Genomic DNA, 19318 nt, shown 5'->3' on the forward strand with positions numbered 1-19318 from the left:
TCAGATAATATAAAAAGCCGCACATAGGCGGCTTCTCATATGGTCTGGATCATCAAGCTTCTGGCAATTGTGGTTGCTCTTCAATGCCTTAACGCAATCGAAAACCTTGTGTAACAATTTTATGCCCCGATACCGTCTGAGACATCTCTTCCAGTGTATCCTTCACCCGCTCAAGTACATCACTCTCATACGCGGCAGTACACTCAAAACCTGTCTGCACCTGCAGCTCGGCCGGATCAGCAGTCAAGTTAAACCAGCGAGCAATAACATCGCCCGTTTCTTCTGCAATTTTGAAGGTGGAGAAAGCGAGTGTTGAACGTTCGCTGTTCCAGTCAAGCCACTGTTTGCAAGGCGGTAATGCCAATTCTTCTCCATTCATTCCGTCTACCGGCTGAGCTTCCTTCGCATATTTATGAGCAAGTGTTCCCAGCTGTACTGTCGTCCAAGGTATAGGGTACATATAGGCGCTTGCACAAGCACCTGATTTCGCTGCATCTCCTGCAAACGGAATAATCGCATACTCCACCGACTGAGGGCCTTGGCATTGGGCTTCCGGTGTCTCAAATACACCCCAATCTCCCAGCTCGGACGAAGCACGAAGCAAAGTGACAGCAATGGTACTCCCCGAAGAATTCTGCAAAATCTCGTATTCATTCAGTCCTTTGCTCGCAGCCATCAGCCCTGTGCTTCCATCCGTCACATATACGAATGCCTGCTGGTGCTGCGCATTGCTGGGATTCACCCACTCCTTCGCCGGAGCGTTCGGACGTTTGGCGACTTCAAAGATGGAATCGGCATAATGACTATCGGTCACAAGGCCCGACGGGAACAGTGCACGCAGACGATGATCCGTAGCCTGATTATCAAAATCAGTTCTCACCTTGAGCAGATCGCTACCAGCTTCCAGTGTATACGTGGTTGTGATCTTGAGGGGAACCGTCTGCTGAACACGCTGCGCCTTCCGCTCCGTAAACGGAACCATATAGCGCTTCTCCTGCTCGAACAGCTCATCTGCGCCGGCTGGAATGTTCCAATGCAGTACACTTTGGATAACAGCACGATATGGTGAATGCTGCACAAGAAGGAGCTCAGCCTTGAGATGCTCCGTGGTAATTGCCTGCTCCCCTTCTGGCTGGCGGTACACATACTCGTTACCGATATCACCCGTATTTTCATAGGCATTCAGTCCATCATATTGCTTGCCAGACCGTTTATCCAGCAATGTGACCGTTCCGTTATCCTCTACAGTGACATGCAGATATTGATTTTCCATCACATTCCCTTCAGCTTGCACGGCGGGTACCGAATGGCTTTCCTGTTCCCAGGCTGGCACCAGACCATAGGTCTGAAACCCCAGAGCGGGAACCTGCTTCGCCTGGAAGGTCACCTTGACCTTACGAGCCATATATGGCTGCCGGAAGCGGTCTTTTGGAAGCTCATAACCGAAGTGAACGCCGAGATCCACAATCTCTGCTTCATACAGATTGCCTTCTGAATCGACGATCTGATATGCTGGCAGCGCGGCTTCTTCAAGTTTGCGCGCAAGCGCCTGCGGATTTGGTCCTTCCGGGAAAAAGGCCTTATCTACAATAAGCTCCTGTTCAATGATGCCGTTTCTTGTCCACCCCGCTGTGTTCAGAACGGTGAACAGCACCGCATCCTCTCCCCAGGCCTCGTTCTGCTGCACATCAATGGATTCGCCAATCGCCTGAGCGGTCTGGGACACCAGCTTCTCTGCCAGCTGCCTGCTCTTGGCAAACCGGGTAACCATCTCGCGGTGCACCTCATCTACACTGCAGCCGCAGATGCTGTCATGCGGATGATTCTGCATAAGCATCTTCCAGGCATGGGTGAGCAGATGATACGGGTATGACTTTACCCCGGCAGCATGGGCCATGGCTGCAAGGGGCTCCGCTACCTTTTCCAATAACGTCTGACCTTGCTGGTTTAGCTGCTTCAGATATACCCGCGCAGAGGCTGTATTCACCAGTGTTCCCCATCCATCCGTATGCTGACTGCGAAGCTCCCCTTCAATCTTTGCCAGGTTGTCTGGTACGTGCCTTGATACCGCCTCAATATAATCATCAAAATTGGAATGTATAAATTTCACGTCAGGATACAGCTCGGAAGCGGTACGAAGAGCCGCAGGCAGATCCGTCTGAATCGGCTGGTGATCACATCCGTTCATGAAGAGCAGATGTGGTGTCGAAGCAAACTTTTCGGCATCCTGCAGATTTTTGTCCCAATACACTTTGGCCTGCTCCGGGTCCACAGGAACCTCCATTCCGTTGCAGTACCAGTTCGCAAACAGAATACCGAGCACCTCCGAGCCGTCCGGAGAACGCCAGATCATCTCTGAATACGGGGATTCATACGCTTCTGCATCCACAACAGCGTTGTTGAATCCGGTCGGCTTCACGCCGCGCCCGAAGATTGCATTCTGAATGTCTGCCTGCTGCAAAATCTGGGGAGCCTGTCCCATATTACCGAATGAATCGGGGAAATAACCGGTTTTAGAGATGACCCCGAAAGGTTTGGCATCCCGATGCCCGATAAGCAAATTTCTCAGATTGGCTTCACTGCTCGTCAGAAACTCATCCTGCAAAACATACCACGGTCCAAATTTAATACGTCCCTCACGAATATAACGATCCAGTCTCTCCTGCTGATCCGGTCTCACCTGTAAGTAATCCTCACGGATAATCGTCTGCCCATCCAGATGGAAATAACGATATTCCGGGTCCTGATCGAGTGTATCCAGCAGTTTGTCCATCAGCTCCACCAGCAGCACATGATGATGCTCATAAGGCATGTACCATTCCCGATCCCAGTGAGTGTGTGAGATCAGATGTGCTGTTTTTTGGTTTGTCATCTGTTTTTCCTCCTATCCTTTTGTTGCGCCGCCCATGCTGAAGCCTTTGGACATATAACGCTGGGAGAAGATATAAAGCACAACGGAAGGCATCGTGTACAGCATCGAAAAAGCGGCAAGTCTACCGTACTCTACCATGCCGTGACTGCCGAAGAATTGGTAGATCGTAACGGAAGCAGGCAATTTCTCCGGAGTCTGAAGCAGTATATACGGTACAAAAAAGTTGCCCCAGCTGCCTGAAAAGGTAAAGATGGCGATCGTTGCAATGCCAGGCAGCATCAATGGAGCGACAATACTGCGCAAGCCTCTCCAGACCGACGCACCGTCAATCCAGGCGGATTCCTCCAGATCAATCGGAACCGAATCCATGAAATTTTTCATCATCCAGATACCATAAGGAAGTGAAGAAGCTGTCAGAAACAGCATCGTCGCCAGGATGGAGTTCTGCATTTTGAAGAACAGGAACATCTGAAATACGGGAACCATCACAGCAGTAATGGGCAGGGCTGTCATAAACAAGATGGATAACAAAAAGCTTTTCTTGAACCGCATCTCGTAACGGGATAGCGGATAAGCCGCCAGAACAGATACAGCCACTACAAGTACAGCCTGTCCTCCTGACAGAATCAGACCTACACCGAACGAGCGCAGATTGCTTTCATCACCAAGTACATCCTTGAAATTTTGCAGCGTCCAGGTTGCAGGCATCTTGATGCCTTGCTGTGCATTGGGATCAAAGGACGCGAGAATAATCCAGAGCAGCGGCAGCAAGAAGCACAGGCCGAGGAAAACCAGAATGCCGTACTGTATTTTACGTTGCAGACCGTGTTTGACCATCATAAGCACACCTCCTTCATCGTTACACTTTCACTTTCATAGAGCGGATATAGAACAGGCTTGCAACAATGCCAATAAACAGCAGCACAAGGGATATCGCCGTTCCGTAGCCAAATTGATAGTTTACAAACGCCTGATTATACATAAAGATAGGCAGGGTCTGTGTAGACGTGCCCGGGCCGCCCCCGGTCATCGTATAGATCAGAGTAAATACTCCCAGCGTCTGCAGTGTAACCAGCATCATATTTGTCACGATAGAGCCTTTCACCATCGGAACGGTGATGTGGCGTATAATCTGAAATCCGGTGGAGCCGTCAATAATCGCGGCCTCTTCAACTTCTTTGGGAATATCATCCAGAGCCGACTGATATACCATCATGGAAAACGCCGTTCCGTGCCAGATGTTGGCGATAATGACACTGACCATCGGGAAGCTGAACAGCCAGGAGATTGGACTTACGCCAAACCAGCCCAGAATCTGATTCAAGGAGCCGTTATCACTGAAAAAAGCGACCATACAGAACGCCACAACAATCTCGGGCGTTACCCAGCCAGCGATAACGATAATGCCGATGATGCGGCGAAACGTTATATTTTTTTCCTTCATTAGCAGGGCAAGAATAAATCCGAGCACGACCTGACCGATGACCGCAGAAAAGATCAGAAATACAAGTGTACGCCACACGCTGATTCGAAAATCCGGGTCCTGAAACATGTTTACAAAGTTCTGGAATCCTACGAATTCCAGACTTTTGGCTGCTGCACCGGTCAAAGCCATATTCGTAAAAGCAAAACAGATCGTTAATACAATCGGCACGATAAAAAACACCAGCAGCAGTGTAACGGAAGGCATCAGAAACAGAAATGCTCCCGGGGCTTTTCTTTTCATACGTCACTCTCCATTCGAACCGGAAAAAGGGGAGTTGTTCGCTCCCCCTCCGACTATATTGCAAGTAATTATTTCTCTTCGATATGCTCTGCTCCAACTGCACGCGAGACATTATCCTTAAACTGCTTGATTGCATCTTCTGGCGTCAATTTGCCCGAAGCGATGCTCTCCACAATGCTCTGCAACTGTGCCGATACCGCTGCATATTGATCATTCGTTGGGCGGAAGTGAGCCACATTCAACAGCTCCTGTGCTTCCTTCGTGTACGGACGAACCGTATAACCTGCCACTTCTGTTGAATCATTGCGTGAACTCAGGCTGCCTTCGGCTACGACACGTGCCGTTGCATTTTCTTTATTCATCAGGAACTCCATAAACTTCCAGGCGGCTTCCTTGTTTTTGGATTGGGCAGGAATAGACCACGCCCAGCCTCCCGACATTGTTGTTGCTCCTGGCGCCTGACCATTCTGTGTCGGGAACGGTGCAAATCCGATTTTATCCTCCACATTCGGAATCGGAGCAGCGCCATTCTCCGCCCAGGTTGAACCAGCCCAGCTTCCGTCTACCGCCATCGCCAGCTTGCCTTGCGGAAATTGCTGCTGGAACGCTATGCTTCCTGCTTGTCCGTTCAGCGCCACTTGCATTGTAGGTCCTGTTTTATCCTTATTGAACACTTGATCAATGAATTTGAATGAGTCCAGCAAGCCAGGGCTGTTCACAATCCATTTCTTTGCTGCATCGTCATACAAGGTGTCGGCCGTTCCGTACAGCAGCATTTCGAGTGTCTGCATCGTAACCCCTTCGCCGTTTGCTTTGCCTACAATGAGGTTCAGCGGTGTTACACCCGGAAGCTTCTGCTTGATTGTACGTGCTGCTTCAAGAACCTCATCCCAGTTTGCCGGCTTGAAAGGAACAGGCAGTCCGGCCTGCTGGAACAGCTCTTTGTTATACCAGATGCCGCGTGTATCCGATGTCGCCGGAATGCCGTAAACTTTGCCATCTTCCCCGGTAACTCCGGCCTTGAGGTTATCAATGATCTTGCCGTTCCAGTCGGACCATCCTTTCACCTGCTCGTCCAAAGGCTGCAGATAACCTGCCGCTGCATCCGATTTAAGGATGGAAGTATCCTCCGCAATAACGTCAGGCGCTGTATCAGGCGACTTCATCTGTAATACCATTTTGGAGGTGTAGTCACCTTCGCTTGCAAGCACTGGCGCGATATTGATCTCAATGTCGGGATTGTCCTTCTCAAATTGCTCTACCAGTCCAGACTTGAAAAACTTCGTTAGTGTATCCTCCGACCCGGAGGAACGGAATGACACGGTCACTTGTTGTTTGCCATCGCTGGACGCACCTGTGGAAGAGCTGCCGCTTGAGCATGCAGTTGTCAGAATAAGCAAAGAAGTCATTACAGCTGCCACTGGCATTTTCATTGAAAATTTTCTCATGTCTCGGTCTCCCCTTGCCCGGAATTATCTGAATTCCGAACGATATGATATACTCGCAGGTCCTCTTCTCTCCGCTTTACAACTTCTCTTTTCGTCTATATGACAGTAACTCGACTAGTTCATCCTAACGGTTATTTCTTGATGCGGAAGCCGCAGTAATCCATCACAAGCTCGCTGTATAACATGTTGGACCAGGAAAACCATGGGCGTGTATACTCATGCGGATCATTGGCCGAGAAGCCTTCATGTGTCAGTCCCGTACCCGCGTCTGTCTGCCGAATAAGCTCCAGCATATTCATCTTCTCCTGCATATCCCCAGAGGTTAGCCCCTGCATGGATAATGCGATATGCCAGATATACCCTTCCGGGGTGTGCGGACTTCCTATACCGGAAGCAGCCGAGCCTTCATAGAAATACGGGTTCGCTTTGGACAAAATAAACCGGCGTGTGTTCTGATAGATCTCGTCATCCTCCGTAACGTAGCCGAGGTAGGGCAGAGACAGGAGACTCGGCACATTGGCATCATCCATCAAATTGTAATTGCCTTGGCCATCGGTTTCATAGGCGTATATCATTCCATATTCGGGATGCTCCACAATTCCGTATTTTCGAATGCCCTCATCGATCTGTTCCGCAAGCTTCCGAGCTGCTTCAGCCATTTCATTATCCTGCAGTACCTTCAGCGCAATCTCCTGCACGTATCGCAGTGCCACGACCGCAAACATATTGGACGGAATCAGATAACCATATTCACAACGGTCGTCACTTGGACGGAAACCGGACCACGTCATTCCCGTATACACAGTCTCTGTCCCGCGTCCCTCCCGGGTCAGCGTGTCCGTCTCCGGTGCGTCCAGACGCTGGAATGTATAAGGAGAACGAGTCTCATGATGCTGCTCCACTTGCCATAAAGCTATAATCCGGCTTACTGCTTCGCGGAACACCGTATTAAACTGATCGATTCTGCCTGTGTTTCTCCAGAGCAGGTAACTGAGCTGAATCGGATACGCCAGGGAATCAATCTCATATTTCCGTTCCCAGATCCAGTCATTCATTTCCGTAAGGTCCGTTTGATGTCCGTTGCCGCTCTCTGTTTCGTTAAAAGCGTTTGCATAAGGGTCCAGCAAAATGTACCTCAACTGCCTTTCGACCAGACCGGCAATCATGTCAGACAGCTCCCGATCCTCGGAAGCAAGAATCAGATAGGGTCTGACCTGAGCGGCAGAATCCCTGAGCCACATCGCCGGGATGTCCCCGGTAATGACAAAAGTCGTACCATCTTCCTTACGCTGAATCGTTGTTGTTAATGTATTGGTAAAGCAGTTTCCGAACATCTCCACAAGCTTGGGATGATCCGGCAGGTGACCCTTTACTTTATTGATCATCTGCTGAATGGAAGGAGAAATATCCTGTTCTTTTCTCGTTGTCTCCATAGGTCCTCCTTTGTAAAAGCCAAATAATGAACCGCTTTCATTATCCTAAAACGAATTAAATGTTATGTCAATATATTTATTCATATATCATCATGTTATTTAGTGAGAAACAAGTTGAATGGTATGTTAACTTTTGTAAATACAGGTAATCTGAACATATGCATCTTACTTTCCACTGCCAATTTACGAGCACACAAAGCCTTACCCGGCTTAAATCTGTACAACAAAAAGAGACCTTGTCACCAAGGCCTTCCCTCATATCAATCATGTTATTTCGGTTCAAATACAGTATTTTCCCTTACCTTGCTTGTTGATGTCCCCTTTACCAATGCCGCAGGCAACGTGATGCGCTTCACACCACCTGATTCCTGTCCCTGCATATGCTGCAGCACCATGTTAAACGCCTGTGCTCCCATTTCAAACTGGTTCTGCTTGAGATGCGTAATTCGGCTGTGTCTCTCCGTATGCGGACTGTCAAAGCACAGGATAGACAACTGCTCGGGCACGCGTATGCCAATCTGCTCCGCGGCCTCCAAAGCAAGTAAAGCAATGTCATACTCAGCTGCAAATACAGCGGTAATCTGCGGGTACTTCTTGAAATGTGCAGCCAGTGCCTGAACGTCACGTCCCTTGGCTTCAGGGTCAAATTCACTAGGCAAGGATGACAGAATAGACTCTACCCACAGCTCGCGATTCACCAGCACGCCTTGATCATTATGGGCTTCAATAAACCCTTCAATCCGTTCCTCAATCGTTGTCGTATTCACTGGAGGCTGCGTCAGAAAAGCGATGTGCTGATGCCCCAGTTCAAACAAATAGGTTGTGCCTTCTCTCGCAGCTCCAGCATTGTCTGTGCTGACCGAAGATGCTGGAATGCCCTTTAAATATCGATCGATCATCACAAACGGAAACTTGCTAACGACCAGCTTCAAAATTTCGTCGCTGAAATACTCCCCCTGCGCCGGGAAAATAATCATACCGTCTACCCCAAGCTCCAGCAGTTCACGAATGCATTGCTCCTCCTGCTCGGGTATACCAAAGGAACGCCTGAGCACCAGAAAGCTGTCATGCTGCCGCGAAGCTTCCTCCATCCCGTACAACAGCTCCGTACCGTACATATCACTGAAATTGGTGATGACCAGACCGATCAGCAGCTTGCGATTCTGCTCTTTTCCGGTCATCGGTGAAGCACTACGCCCAAGTCCATCCAAGGTGACAGCTGTATCCGCCACAAAAGAACCACGTCCAGGCTGCCGAACAATCAGTTGCTCATTCGCCAGCATCTCCAGCGCTTTCTTCGTCGTAATCCGGCTTACGCCAAACTCGTCACATAACTCTTTTTCCGATGGAACACGATCACCAACTTTATATTGCTGCAGCTGTATTCGTTCTCGCAACGATTCAAAGATCTGTTCATACATCGGCTTGGAAGCCGAGTCTTTCCCCAATACAAGCACCTCCATAAACACCTTAACTGCATAAGTCTTATATCGTAATATATCATGTTATATCATTAAAGTGAAGGAAAGATCAATATTATTGTATGTACACGTACTTTTATTCTTGGAATAGCTTATTCACTTGAGCTCGATCTAAGTTGAGCTAAAGAATTTACACAGTCCACTCCGATGACAGAATAACCTGGAGAGTAGCGGTTATCCCCAGATTTTTTCGATCCCCTTTTCCAAAAGGGAAAATCCGGTGAAAGCGTATGCTTCTGAAGCAGCTTTCTTTCAGAAAGCTTTTAGGCGACCGCTTCGCTTTTTCAGGTTTTTTCTATCCTCTCCGTTCACGTGTAAATGAATAGTTCAACTTATATAGAATCTAACATGGAATGCTTATTTAGCAAATGTGTACCAAGATCAACCAACCTCGTTAGCTGTCCATCTGTGCAGACATTTCCTACGCCCTGTTTGCTGTACGTTTTGGGGCTTAGACAAAAAAGAAACGGCACAGGACTTTTCCCATACCGTTCGGTTCAGATTCCATTGTTACTCTGAGTTTTGTGTTTGGGCTAAACTTAATACATTGCTTTGTTAACATGTATTAAGAGAATTCAAGACTGTAGATTGTTTTGGATACTGTATCTGCTATGTTATTTAGAAATATAGATTCTCTTTGAAAAAGTATATCCGAGATTTCCCCAGAGAAAATATGAAATAACCCCAACAATTAAACTAAAAATGTAAAGGTTTGAGTAAAGTGCTATCAAAATAAATATCATCGATAAAGATATTGTTATCGCGCTCAAATTTAGCAGAACTCTGTTTGAAGGGAGTCGCGTATTTTTTTTTGGCAATGGTAAAAATGCTGGATATAATCCAACCAAAAATCCAAGAACACAAAGAGGTAACATTGGATTCACAAGCCTTATAAAGCTACTGTTTGGATACTCAGTAGTTAAATATATTTGATAACGTATAGAAAAATGCAGAGCACACAATAGAATAACTAGAAATAATATAATCTTAAAAACATTTATAATAAGATTTGATATCTTCAACACCGCCTTCAAAGCAAATTATTGACTTAATATATCATATTCATACAGGATATTACAGGGTCAATGCGCTTGGAGTAAAACTATATGATATATCTGTTTCGGCATCATACTCATACGATGACAAAACCAATGAAATTAAATCTGTACAAAACCCAATTAGTGCAAATGCATCTGGAGGTATTGGTTGGGTAGGTGAAATCACACAGAAAAAAGCTTACAAGATTGACAACAAAGCATGGGATCTGATTGCCAATGCAAATTATAGCTACATCAAGCTTATTGGTAACTATGCGGGACACATCGAAGTTCGTTTTACTGGAACAGGTAACTGGTATATGCATGATACATATATTGGTGATTCTCATTATTGAGTATACGTAACTGATCAAAATAGGCTGTCTCAAAGTCATAAATGGCTTGAGACAGCCTTTTGCTTTTGGGGCCAAACTAGCAGTGATATTTCGTTCAGAGTCAGCGCATGTAACTACGCGCCGTGTTTCAAAGCATGCCAAAATGGAGTATAAAGACACGTCAAAGGCTCTGTGAACCTGCATGCTAAATGCAATCCTCCTGTGAATGTGAAGCTTATTGTCGCAACCGAGATAGCTGACTATTTTAAGCATAGACGTCATAATGGTTTGTATTCGTAACACCTCATCGTTCCATTAAAAAACGGGCCCCCTATTTCCAGGGAGCCCGTTTAATGCTGCTGTAGCTATCCATCACCGATTCAATTTTTCAGCAGCGTGCTGCATATTCTTCTTGTTCCGAACGTTCACATGTACGCTGATTCGTTCAGGACTCCAAGCTGTCAGCAGGACGTGTATCTGAATTCGTATCCGCTGGCACTGTCCCAGTCTCGCTTCCCGTTTCTTCTTCTACAGCAGGCGTCCCTTGTCCCGGTTCTACTCCTTGCGGCGCACTAACGAACAAACGTCCCGCCGCTTGAGTCTCGACTTTGTTTCCAGCTTCATCCTGCGCACGAATCACAATGATTCCGCCTTCAAGCACAAGAGATGAAGGTGCTGTATATGTGCCTGAGTACAATCCTGGCTCCGTTTCCACGAGCGGGACTTCCCCCGCAGCTTCTGTGTTCAGATTCAGCGGCAGCTGAATTCGGAACGAAGCTTGCAGTCCAGGCTTACTTTTGAACGAAACGGTAACACTTTCTCCTGATGTAATATTTACGTCCTCCGCAGGTGTAATATCCCTCAATTCCGGCGCTTCCGTCTCAACGAATACGGTACGTGTTTCCGTCGTTTTATTTCCTGCAAGATCGGTTGCTGTAATTGTAATTACATTCTCACCCTCATTCACCAATACCCGATGACTGAACTTTTTGTCTCTGTCCACTTGTACGGTCTGGCCATTAACGGTGACCTTGTCAAGGAAGGTTTCGACAACACTGCCTGTCACATGAACCACTTCGGTATTGATCCGACTTCCTTCCGCGGGACTGACAATCGTCAGCTGCGGTTTGGTCTGATCGAGAATAAGGATTACCGGCAGCGACCGATCTGTTGCTTTGCCATCAATGATCGCTTCTGCTGTAATGACATTAACCCCTGCCTGCAGCTTCACTCCAGCTGAAAATTTGCCATTATTCACGGTTGTCGTTCCTGCGGCATTTTTGCCATTATAAAACTTGATCTGCGCCCCGGAAGCAGGAGATGTTCCCGAGATCGTATAAGTGGACTGATTCGTGTACGTATTCACTGGCTGCGTAAGCACCGGGGCATTGACCGGATATTTAACAACCGCACGAATCATGTAATTGCCCTCTTCAGCAGGCGATGCACTCCACGCACCACTTACACGCTGCCAGCTCCGAGCTGCATATTCACCATCTTCATCCGTAGCCAGACCAGGTGCGCTTGTACCCGCCAAGGTCTGGATATAGACAATGTAGAAGTCACCTGTCACAACAATCGGGTCAGGGAACTCCACCGTAGTCCATTGATCATTACGCAGCGCGGTACCATCAAACGGACCGGCCAGCAATTGGCCTGGTGCTCCAGCTGCTCCTGTTGCATCATACACAGCATATTTGAAAGCTGTACCACCAGGTACAGGCCATTCTGTATTCCAGAATCGGAACGAGGCTCCTGTAACTTGTGCTGTCTCCATCTCAGGAGTCATGCGAACAGCCCAGGCATTATTAGCAGCATTGAATGCTCTTGCATTCTCGGCTGATCCGTCATCATAAGCAATTTCACCCGGGAAACCGATGAACGGCTTCAAGGCGATTTCCTTCTCTGCTGTGCCGTTGCCAGGTACGGTTACAGTAACCTTTTGGCTGTAGTAATCTTTTGCGCGAACGGATAATGTATAATCTCCTTCCAGCAGCTGAATCGCAAACCGCCCATCTGCTCCAGTACGAACCTCTGCAACGTTGGCATCTTCAATCACAAGCACCGAAGCGTCAGCTACAGGCTGTCCTGTACGCTCATCCTTCACAATGCCTTTGACTTCCCCATAAGGGATTTCTTCCAGATTAAAGTTGGCCTTGGCCCCGCTGCCATCCGTGATCGTCACTGTTTTCGTTTGCGGATAGTACCCGTACGCTTCAGCCTTTAACGTATAATCTCCGGCAACATGTGTGAAGCTGTACTTGCCTGTGGACGAATCGGTTTTCACAGAACGCCCGGTTTCTAACACAGTAACGGTTGCGCTTGCCGGCAGACTCTGCGGCTGTACCGAGCCTGTTCCCGGTTTTTCAACCGCTGGCTCCTGAGCCTTGGTTTTGTTGAATTCCGCTTTATCTGTTCGTGTAATTTTGTACCACGGGTTCTCATAGGACGGTTTAGGCTTGTCGGTAGCGAGCACAACAGCATCATCCGCTGTCACAGCCTCCGTTGTTGCTCCCAGCACCCGGAAATCATCAATAAACCAGCCTGTTCTCACAACACTGTTATCCGAGGTCAAGCGGAAACGGAATTGAACTTCATGTCCAGTCAAAGCACCCAGCTCATAGAAAACAGGCGTCCATTGCTTTCCATTGGTGCTATGGGAGAACTTGCCGAGCTCCGTCCAGGTTGTACCTCCATCTTTCGTTGCTTCGACATAGCCGAAATCATACCCGCTTTCGATCTCGTACCAGTGATTAAACGTCAGCGTTGCGCTGGATACATCCGTCAGATCAATAATCGGGGATACAAGGGAGTAGTTGGAGCCATTCTCATAGGTGTTATCCAGATCGGTCGCCCAAACATTAGGCGGGGATACAGCACTCAGAGGGCCGGTTAACGGAACACCCCGCTCCCACTCATCCTTCGTTCCTGAATGTGTCCAGCCATTGTCATCGTTCCCGTCAAACGAGTCGATATAGATGTCCTCAGGAACTTCCACCTGGATGGATACTTCATTGGATTTTTCACTTTCATTGCCGCTATAATCAAGCGCTGCTACGGTGTAATAATACGTTTTGTCTGATGCTGTCGTCGTGTCAATATACGTTGTATTTCTCACGACACCTAGCGGCTCAGCATAAGAACCTGCCGTTTCAGAACGATAGATCACATAGGACTCCAGATCCTCATCTTGCGAACCTGTCCAGTTCAGCGTAACGTTGCCCAGAATATCCGACGTTGCAGTAAGTGCTGAAGGCGCTTCGGGAGCAATAGCGTCCAATTCCTGCACCTCAAAGTCATCAATATACCAGCCAGCCTTCTGTATAGAGCCATCGCTAGTCAGATTAAACTGGATAAACACCTGCTGACCGGCGTAAGGACGCAAATCGATATATTGTGTTTTCCACTCACCGCTTGCGCCTGTATAGCTAAGCAGCTCTTCAAAAACATAATCATTATCCTCGGAAGCAATATAGACCTTACCGAAGTCGAGATTGTTCTCCAGATCGTACCAATGCTTGAAGGTTAACAAAGCACCTTCAGGACTTTCGGTCAGGTCGATCGGCGGCGGAGTCAAGAAAGCATTGCTATTTGGCAGATATGTGCCCTGCAGATTCGTTGCAATGACCTTCTCTCCGGAATAAGCCGCCCGCGGCCCGCTCACAGGTGCCCCCCATACCCAGGTGCTTCCTGTTCCCCCGGTAGTAAAACCAAGCTGATCCTCTTCAAAGTCCTGCAAATATCCAGGCTGTACACCGTTTGAGACAGCAACGCTGTATACTTCGCTTTCAAAACCGTTATTGCCATAATCATTCACGCGAATATAATATTCTACGCCCGCCGGCTCAATCAGAAAAGCAGGAATCGTAGCCGTATAAGTGCCATCCTTGCTATCTCCCTCAATCCGGTTCATCGGCAGATAAATGTATTGCTTCGTGCCTTTCGTTCTGGCAAAGGCTTCTACCGACACAACCGCAACATTATCTGTGACATGGGCTGTAAGTGGAATATCGAGACCCGTAAATGCGGAGTTAACAGGCGTATGCTGCAGCACCGGCTCCTCCAGATCATCTCCGGCAGTAACCACTCTTCCCGATACGGTGCCGATTCCTTCAAGAACCGAACCAACAGCATCCAGCGCATTGATAATTCCATATCCGTAACCGTTGTTCGGGGATACCGGATACTGGCTGTCGGTTCGCGGTGTAGCTGTATCCATTATAATCTGCTCCAGCTGATCCACATTAAGCGAGTGGTTCGCTTGAAGCAGCAGTGCAGCAAGTGCCGTCGTATGCGGCCCTGCCATGGATGTGCCGTTCCATCCACCTTCATATGTACCTCCCGGCACGGACGAACGAATGTTCACTCCAGGGGCGGATACCTCCGGTTTAATCTCTTCATACGGGGATGGACCCAGCAATGAGAAGGAGGCCAGATTCCCGTTAATATCCGTTGCCCCTGTAGCAAAGCTCTCAGGATAGTTTGCAGGGTTGGCTACCGAACCGGGCCCGCCCGGATTCGTCAAATTTACGTTGCCCGCAGAGAATTCAGGGAAAATCTGGGCATCACGCCAAGCCTGAACCATGGGACGAAACCATTCATCGAGACCTGGTCCACCGCCCCATGAATTGTTCACAACGTCTGGTGCGAGTTCGGGATGCAGATTGCCTTCAGCATCGACTGGAGCAATCAGCCATTGACCGCCATCGAGAATAATTGCATCCGTGGTCTCTGGATTGAAAATACGTACCCCGATCCACTTGGCGCCGGGCGCAACCCCGATTTGGTTCGTTCCATCCGCTTCAGAACCTACCATCGTTCCCATCGTGTGAGTTCCGTGTCCATCCGCATCAGCAGGAAGTGCAGCGCCGCTGTGCGGATCGTACCAGCTTAGCTCAGGATCAACAATATTGCCGGAAGCGTCCAGTCCGCGCCACTTGCTGCGCAATGCAGGATGAGTGTAATCCACCCCGCTGTCCAGATTGGCAACAACGATGCCTGTTCCGTCAATGCCTCTCTCCCATACCGCAGGTGCATTGATGTAGTCAATGTTCCATTCTACATTTTCCGTCTGCTTCTTCACTTTGGAGTCGGCTTCTTTGACTGCAGCGGACTGTGCAGCCGATTCTTTGACATCTGTGTCCTCGACCGCAGGCTCCTTCGCCGGGGATTGTGCCGCACCCTTCGATGAAGCAGCAGCTGAAGTCTGATTCTCAGACTGCTTGCCGACTTCTGCCTTTTGCAGATATCGCGTTTCATTTGGCAGGATTTTCTCTACCTCTGGCAGCAGCGCAATCTGCTCCATCACTTCTTTGGTACTCGTAACCGCGAGAGAATTCACGATGAAATAGCTTTTATATTCTTTAACTTTGCCTGAATTTACTTCCTTATCGAGATAGTGTTCAATGGAATATTGTGTCCGTGAGGCCGTTTCGCGCAGTGAGCTGACCACGGAATTACGTACAGACAGCTTGGTTGCCGCAGGGGTTTCTTTGGCAATCGAAGCTTTCTGCATCGCTTGTTTGGATACAGCCGCGGTATCCACCTGCTCCTTCATTTTGACAAGATAGGTGACATATTCGCTGCCCTCGAATTCTTTGGTTAACTTCGCATTCACTTTGGAGGTTGAAACCTCGGCCAGACTGGACTTCATATCCTTGCTGGAGGAGCTTCTGTCTTGTGCAGCAACCGGTTGTACAATTGAAAATGCAAGGAGAAGCGACAGTCCCATAGAGACGGGCTTACGTAATTTTTTTAACTTTATCAAACTTTTCCACTCCCTTTACCCGGTTTTGTCATTTGCTCTAGTACAGCTACCCTTCTCTGTGAATGAACACACAAGATGATTACACAGCAAAATGTCTGAAAATCATGTTCCGCATCTGATGTTGATGTCACATACAGCCTCACCTCCTTTACAATTTCGGTTAAGGAAAATAAGGAACGCTAACACTTTTAATTGTCCAATGGTCAAAAGCAGGTTACAGTAAGCTTATAAAAAATTGAATACATGCGGATCAACATGTCGGAGTCTCTCAGGCTTATGCAAGGTTCGTGAAAGGTGAATGGAGTGTCTGTAAGCATTCTTTTGGAGGATATTCAGGAGCGTTAGCAGAACGCTTGCCAAGAAGTGGTGAGTAAATCCGGGTAAACATAACGGGTTGGTCAGGCGAATACGTCGACAATTACCTATAAAAGTTAATTTTAACTCTAAATTGGATTTTATTGGTATAGTATAGATTTAAAGATTGATATGCACAAGTACTTTCTTGAAAAAAATAGAAAATAAGTCTATATCATGCTTTCAAATACCTATTTTCACCAAGATTCAAGCCCGCCACTTTCGCATATACGAAAGATTTATAGAGCCTCCCCCTTTTTAAGCTATGTCTGAATATCTATTATCTTTGGACCTGTGGAACGAAAAAAAGAACCGGCTCATCCGCCGATCCTCATCGTACTCAATACTCCAATATTCACTCTTGCCTTTAATCCAGCTCAATTTTGAACACAACCGGAGCACTGGACTTCACACCCGCTGCAGTAATGGTCAGTGCTTCTTCATTTCTCTCCCAGTGCGGCTGATCCTCATACCCAAGAATCTGAACCTGTTGAATGATCCCGTGAAAATGAGCAGAGCCTTCCTTCAGCGCTTTAATATGAACAACGCCGTTGTCCGGGTAAACCAGAACCGTTGCATACAGATAATGGTCTTTTACTGTAAAACGAATATCCTCACTCGTAAAAGCCTTTGTATCTCCATCCGTAAACTGCCCTTCCTTCACCTCTGTCGGTCCTTCGCCATAGGTACGCCAGAACGAGGTATCGTAGATCGCTTCGCCGTTGATATCCAGCCATTTACCGATGCTTAGCAAAATGTCCTGATCCTCTTCCGGTATCGTTCCGTCTGCTTTCGGACCAACATTCAGCAGCAGGCTTCCATTTTTACTTACGATATCCACGAGATCCCGTATAATCTCTTCAGCTGTTTTATAGTGATTATTTTCGGTATAACACCAGGAATTTCGCGCAACGGCTGTATCGGTTTGCCAAAAATAAGGCTTGAGTTCCGCGAACTGCCCTCGCTCCACATCAGGAACGGCTGTGCCAAACATAAATGCCTCATGCTTGTAATTGATAGCAACGGGAATCCCCCATTCCTCGCCTTTGTTATAGTAATAAGCCGCAAATTTTTTGAGGTATGGCTTGAAGGCAGCATTTTGAATCCACCAGTCAAAGTAAAAAATGCTTGGCTGATACTCATCCACCAGCTCACAGCATCGAATGAGCCAGTCCTCCAGATACTCTTGCGAAGGCGGCGAGCCGTACAAGTCTTGATGCTCCGGCTCCGGCATCGCCGGCCAGTAGAAATCGCCACGCTGCATCGGCTCCTGAATGTCTGATTCAAATTCTTTTCCGTGGGACATAAAGAACCAGTGCTCCGCCCGGTGTGAGGATACACAGAAGGTCAGTCCCTGCTTCTCATACGCCTCCTTCATCTCCCCAAGCAGATCCCGTTTGGGTCCCATTTCATATGTGTTATAGTGAGAGATAGAGCTCTTGTACATCTGGAAACCGTCATGGTGCTCTGCGACAGGCATAACGTATCTTGCACCTGCTTGTTTGAACAGGGTCGCCCATTCATCGGCATCAAACTTTTCTGCCTGGAACATTGGAATAAAGTCCTTATAACCAAAATCGCGATGTTTTCCATACGTTGCAAGATGGTGTTCATAGGCCTTGGACCCTTGTATATACATATTGCGTGAATACCACTCACTATCATAAGCCGGCACGGAATACACACCCCAATGGATGAAAATGCCGAATTTCGCTTTTTGATACCAATCAGGAACGCCAAATTGACGAAGTGAGGTCCAGTTATCCTTGAATTTACCGCTGGCAATGTTGGTCTCAATATGCTGTAAATATTCGTTTTTATTCATGTGCTGTTCTCATCCTTCCCTTATTGGCTACATCTGTATTGTAGTGTGACGGGATGGTGATGCGAATGCAGAACATTAACCATTAGATGGACGATAATAACCTTCAGGGAGAGGTGCTCATGCATCATCAAACGCTGCTTGCCAATTACTTATCCAACCTTCAGGTTGAACTGTTTATGGTGAACTACAACCGCTGCGGACCGGATTGGAAGGATCTTGACTATACGCCGGACTATAGCAAGTTATACTGGATCTGCGAGGGTGAAGGCTGGCTCAAGATCGGCGATCAGGAGTACTATCCCAAGCCCGGGCAGCTCTTTCTGATGCCAGAGGGGGTGAAGCAGTCTTATTCCTCGATCAGTGATGAGCCTTTCCTCAAATACTGGTGTCATTTTTCGGCCAAGGTTGGAGGCATTAATCTGTTTCAGATTCTCAGGTTCCCGCATTTTGTAGAGGTGAATCAGCCTGCACTGTTCGAGGACACGTTCAAAAGCGTGCTGGCGTATGCGAATTCAGGCGAGGTTTATGCTCATATGATGGCCAAAAGCAAACTGACGGAGCTGCTCTCCTATTACATCATGAGCCTCGATCTGGAGCGGATCACATATTTGAACGTGCCCGTAGTAGAAAAGCTTTCGACCGTGCTCACCTATATCGACACCAATATCGAAGATAACATGTCGGTTCAGGATTTGGCTCAGATGCTGCATATGCATCCGAACTATTTCATTCGTTTTTTCAAACAGCAGGTCGGCATGCCGCCTATACATTACATTACCAGCAAAAAAATAGATAAAGCCAAAGAGATGCTTCGCTGCACCTCTCTGACCATGACTCATATAGCCGATAATCTCGGATTCAGCGATTCTTATTACTTTTCCAGACAGTTTAAGAAACATACCGGGTTGAATCCGACCGAATACCGCAAGCAAATGACAGTTAACACTGCTACGTGAAATAAAATGATTTTATTATACAAAATTCTTCCCTTTCGTTTCAATTATGGATTAAACTGGAGATGTAACTCACTTTTCAAGAAA

10 protein-coding genes are annotated in these 19318 nt (G+C 47.6%); 2 read left to right on the forward strand and 8 right to left on the reverse strand.

Features of this window, described 5'->3' with window-relative positions:
* Nucleotides 1-88: 88 nt before the first annotated feature.
* From ACQSGY_RS04095 to ACQSGY_RS04120, 6 genes are all read right to left on the reverse strand, one after another.
* Nucleotides 89-2872: an alpha-mannosidase gene (locus ACQSGY_RS04095; protein WP_427050773.1), complete on the reverse strand. Its 2784-nt coding sequence runs from the start codon at nt 2870-2872 to the stop codon at nt 89-91.
* Between the two features lie 12 nt (nt 2873-2884).
* Nucleotides 2885-3709, reverse strand: coding sequence for a carbohydrate ABC transporter permease (locus ACQSGY_RS04100; protein WP_111273418.1), 825 nt, complete (start codon nt 3707-3709; stop codon nt 2885-2887).
* Between the two features lie 22 nt (nt 3710-3731).
* Nucleotides 3732-4598, reverse strand: coding sequence for a carbohydrate ABC transporter permease (locus ACQSGY_RS04105; RefSeq protein WP_216513797.1), 867 nt, complete (start codon nt 4596-4598; stop codon nt 3732-3734).
* A 68-nt stretch (nt 4599-4666) separates the two neighbouring features.
* Nucleotides 4667-6046, reverse strand: a complete 1380-nt coding sequence (locus ACQSGY_RS04110; protein ID WP_427050774.1) for an extracellular solute-binding protein — start codon at nt 6044-6046, stop codon at nt 4667-4669.
* 131 nt (nt 6047-6177) lie between these two features.
* Nucleotides 6178-7479: a glycoside hydrolase family 125 protein gene (locus ACQSGY_RS04115; RefSeq protein ID WP_427050775.1), complete on the reverse strand. Its 1302-nt coding sequence runs from the start codon at nt 7477-7479 to the stop codon at nt 6178-6180.
* A gap of 269 nt (nt 7480-7748) precedes the next feature.
* Nucleotides 7749-8936 (reverse strand): GntR family transcriptional regulator, encoded by a 1188-nt coding sequence (locus ACQSGY_RS04120; RefSeq protein ID WP_427050776.1) that lies wholly within the window; start codon nt 8934-8936, stop codon nt 7749-7751.
* A 1033-nt stretch (nt 8937-9969) separates the two neighbouring features.
* On the opposite strand from ACQSGY_RS04120, the gene ACQSGY_RS04125 reads away from it, so the two are divergent.
* Nucleotides 9970-10353 carry a hypothetical protein gene (locus ACQSGY_RS04125; protein WP_427050777.1) on the forward strand — a complete coding sequence of 128 codons (384 nt, stop codon included), beginning with the start codon at nt 9970-9972 and terminating at the stop codon, nt 10351-10353.
* 424 nt (nt 10354-10777) lie between these two features.
* Here ACQSGY_RS04125 and ACQSGY_RS04130 read toward each other — a convergent pair whose 3' ends face one another.
* Together ACQSGY_RS04130 and ACQSGY_RS04135 are read right to left on the reverse strand one after the other, a co-directional pair.
* Nucleotides 10778-16099 (reverse strand): S8 family serine peptidase, encoded by a 5322-nt coding sequence (locus tag ACQSGY_RS04130; RefSeq protein WP_427050778.1) that lies wholly within the window; start codon nt 16097-16099, stop codon nt 10778-10780.
* Nucleotides 16100-16820: 721 nt separating this feature from the next.
* Nucleotides 16821-18278: an alpha-L-fucosidase gene (locus ACQSGY_RS04135; RefSeq protein WP_427050779.1), complete on the reverse strand. Its 1458-nt coding sequence runs from the start codon at nt 18276-18278 to the stop codon at nt 16821-16823.
* Between the two features lie 86 nt (nt 18279-18364).
* On the opposite strand from ACQSGY_RS04135, the gene ACQSGY_RS04140 reads away from it, so the two are divergent.
* The gene (locus tag ACQSGY_RS04140) at nt 18365-19234 is read left to right on the forward strand and encodes a helix-turn-helix domain-containing protein (RefSeq protein ID WP_427050780.1); all 870 of its coding nucleotides are present in this window, start codon (nt 18365-18367) and stop codon (nt 19232-19234) included.
* Nucleotides 19235-19318: the final 84 nt, after the last annotated feature.

The sequence above is a fragment of the Paenibacillus sp. TC-CSREp1 genome, assembly GCF_050171015.1.
In the GTDB taxonomy this organism is placed as follows: domain Bacteria; phylum Bacillota; class Bacilli; order Paenibacillales; family Paenibacillaceae; genus Paenibacillus; species Paenibacillus silvae.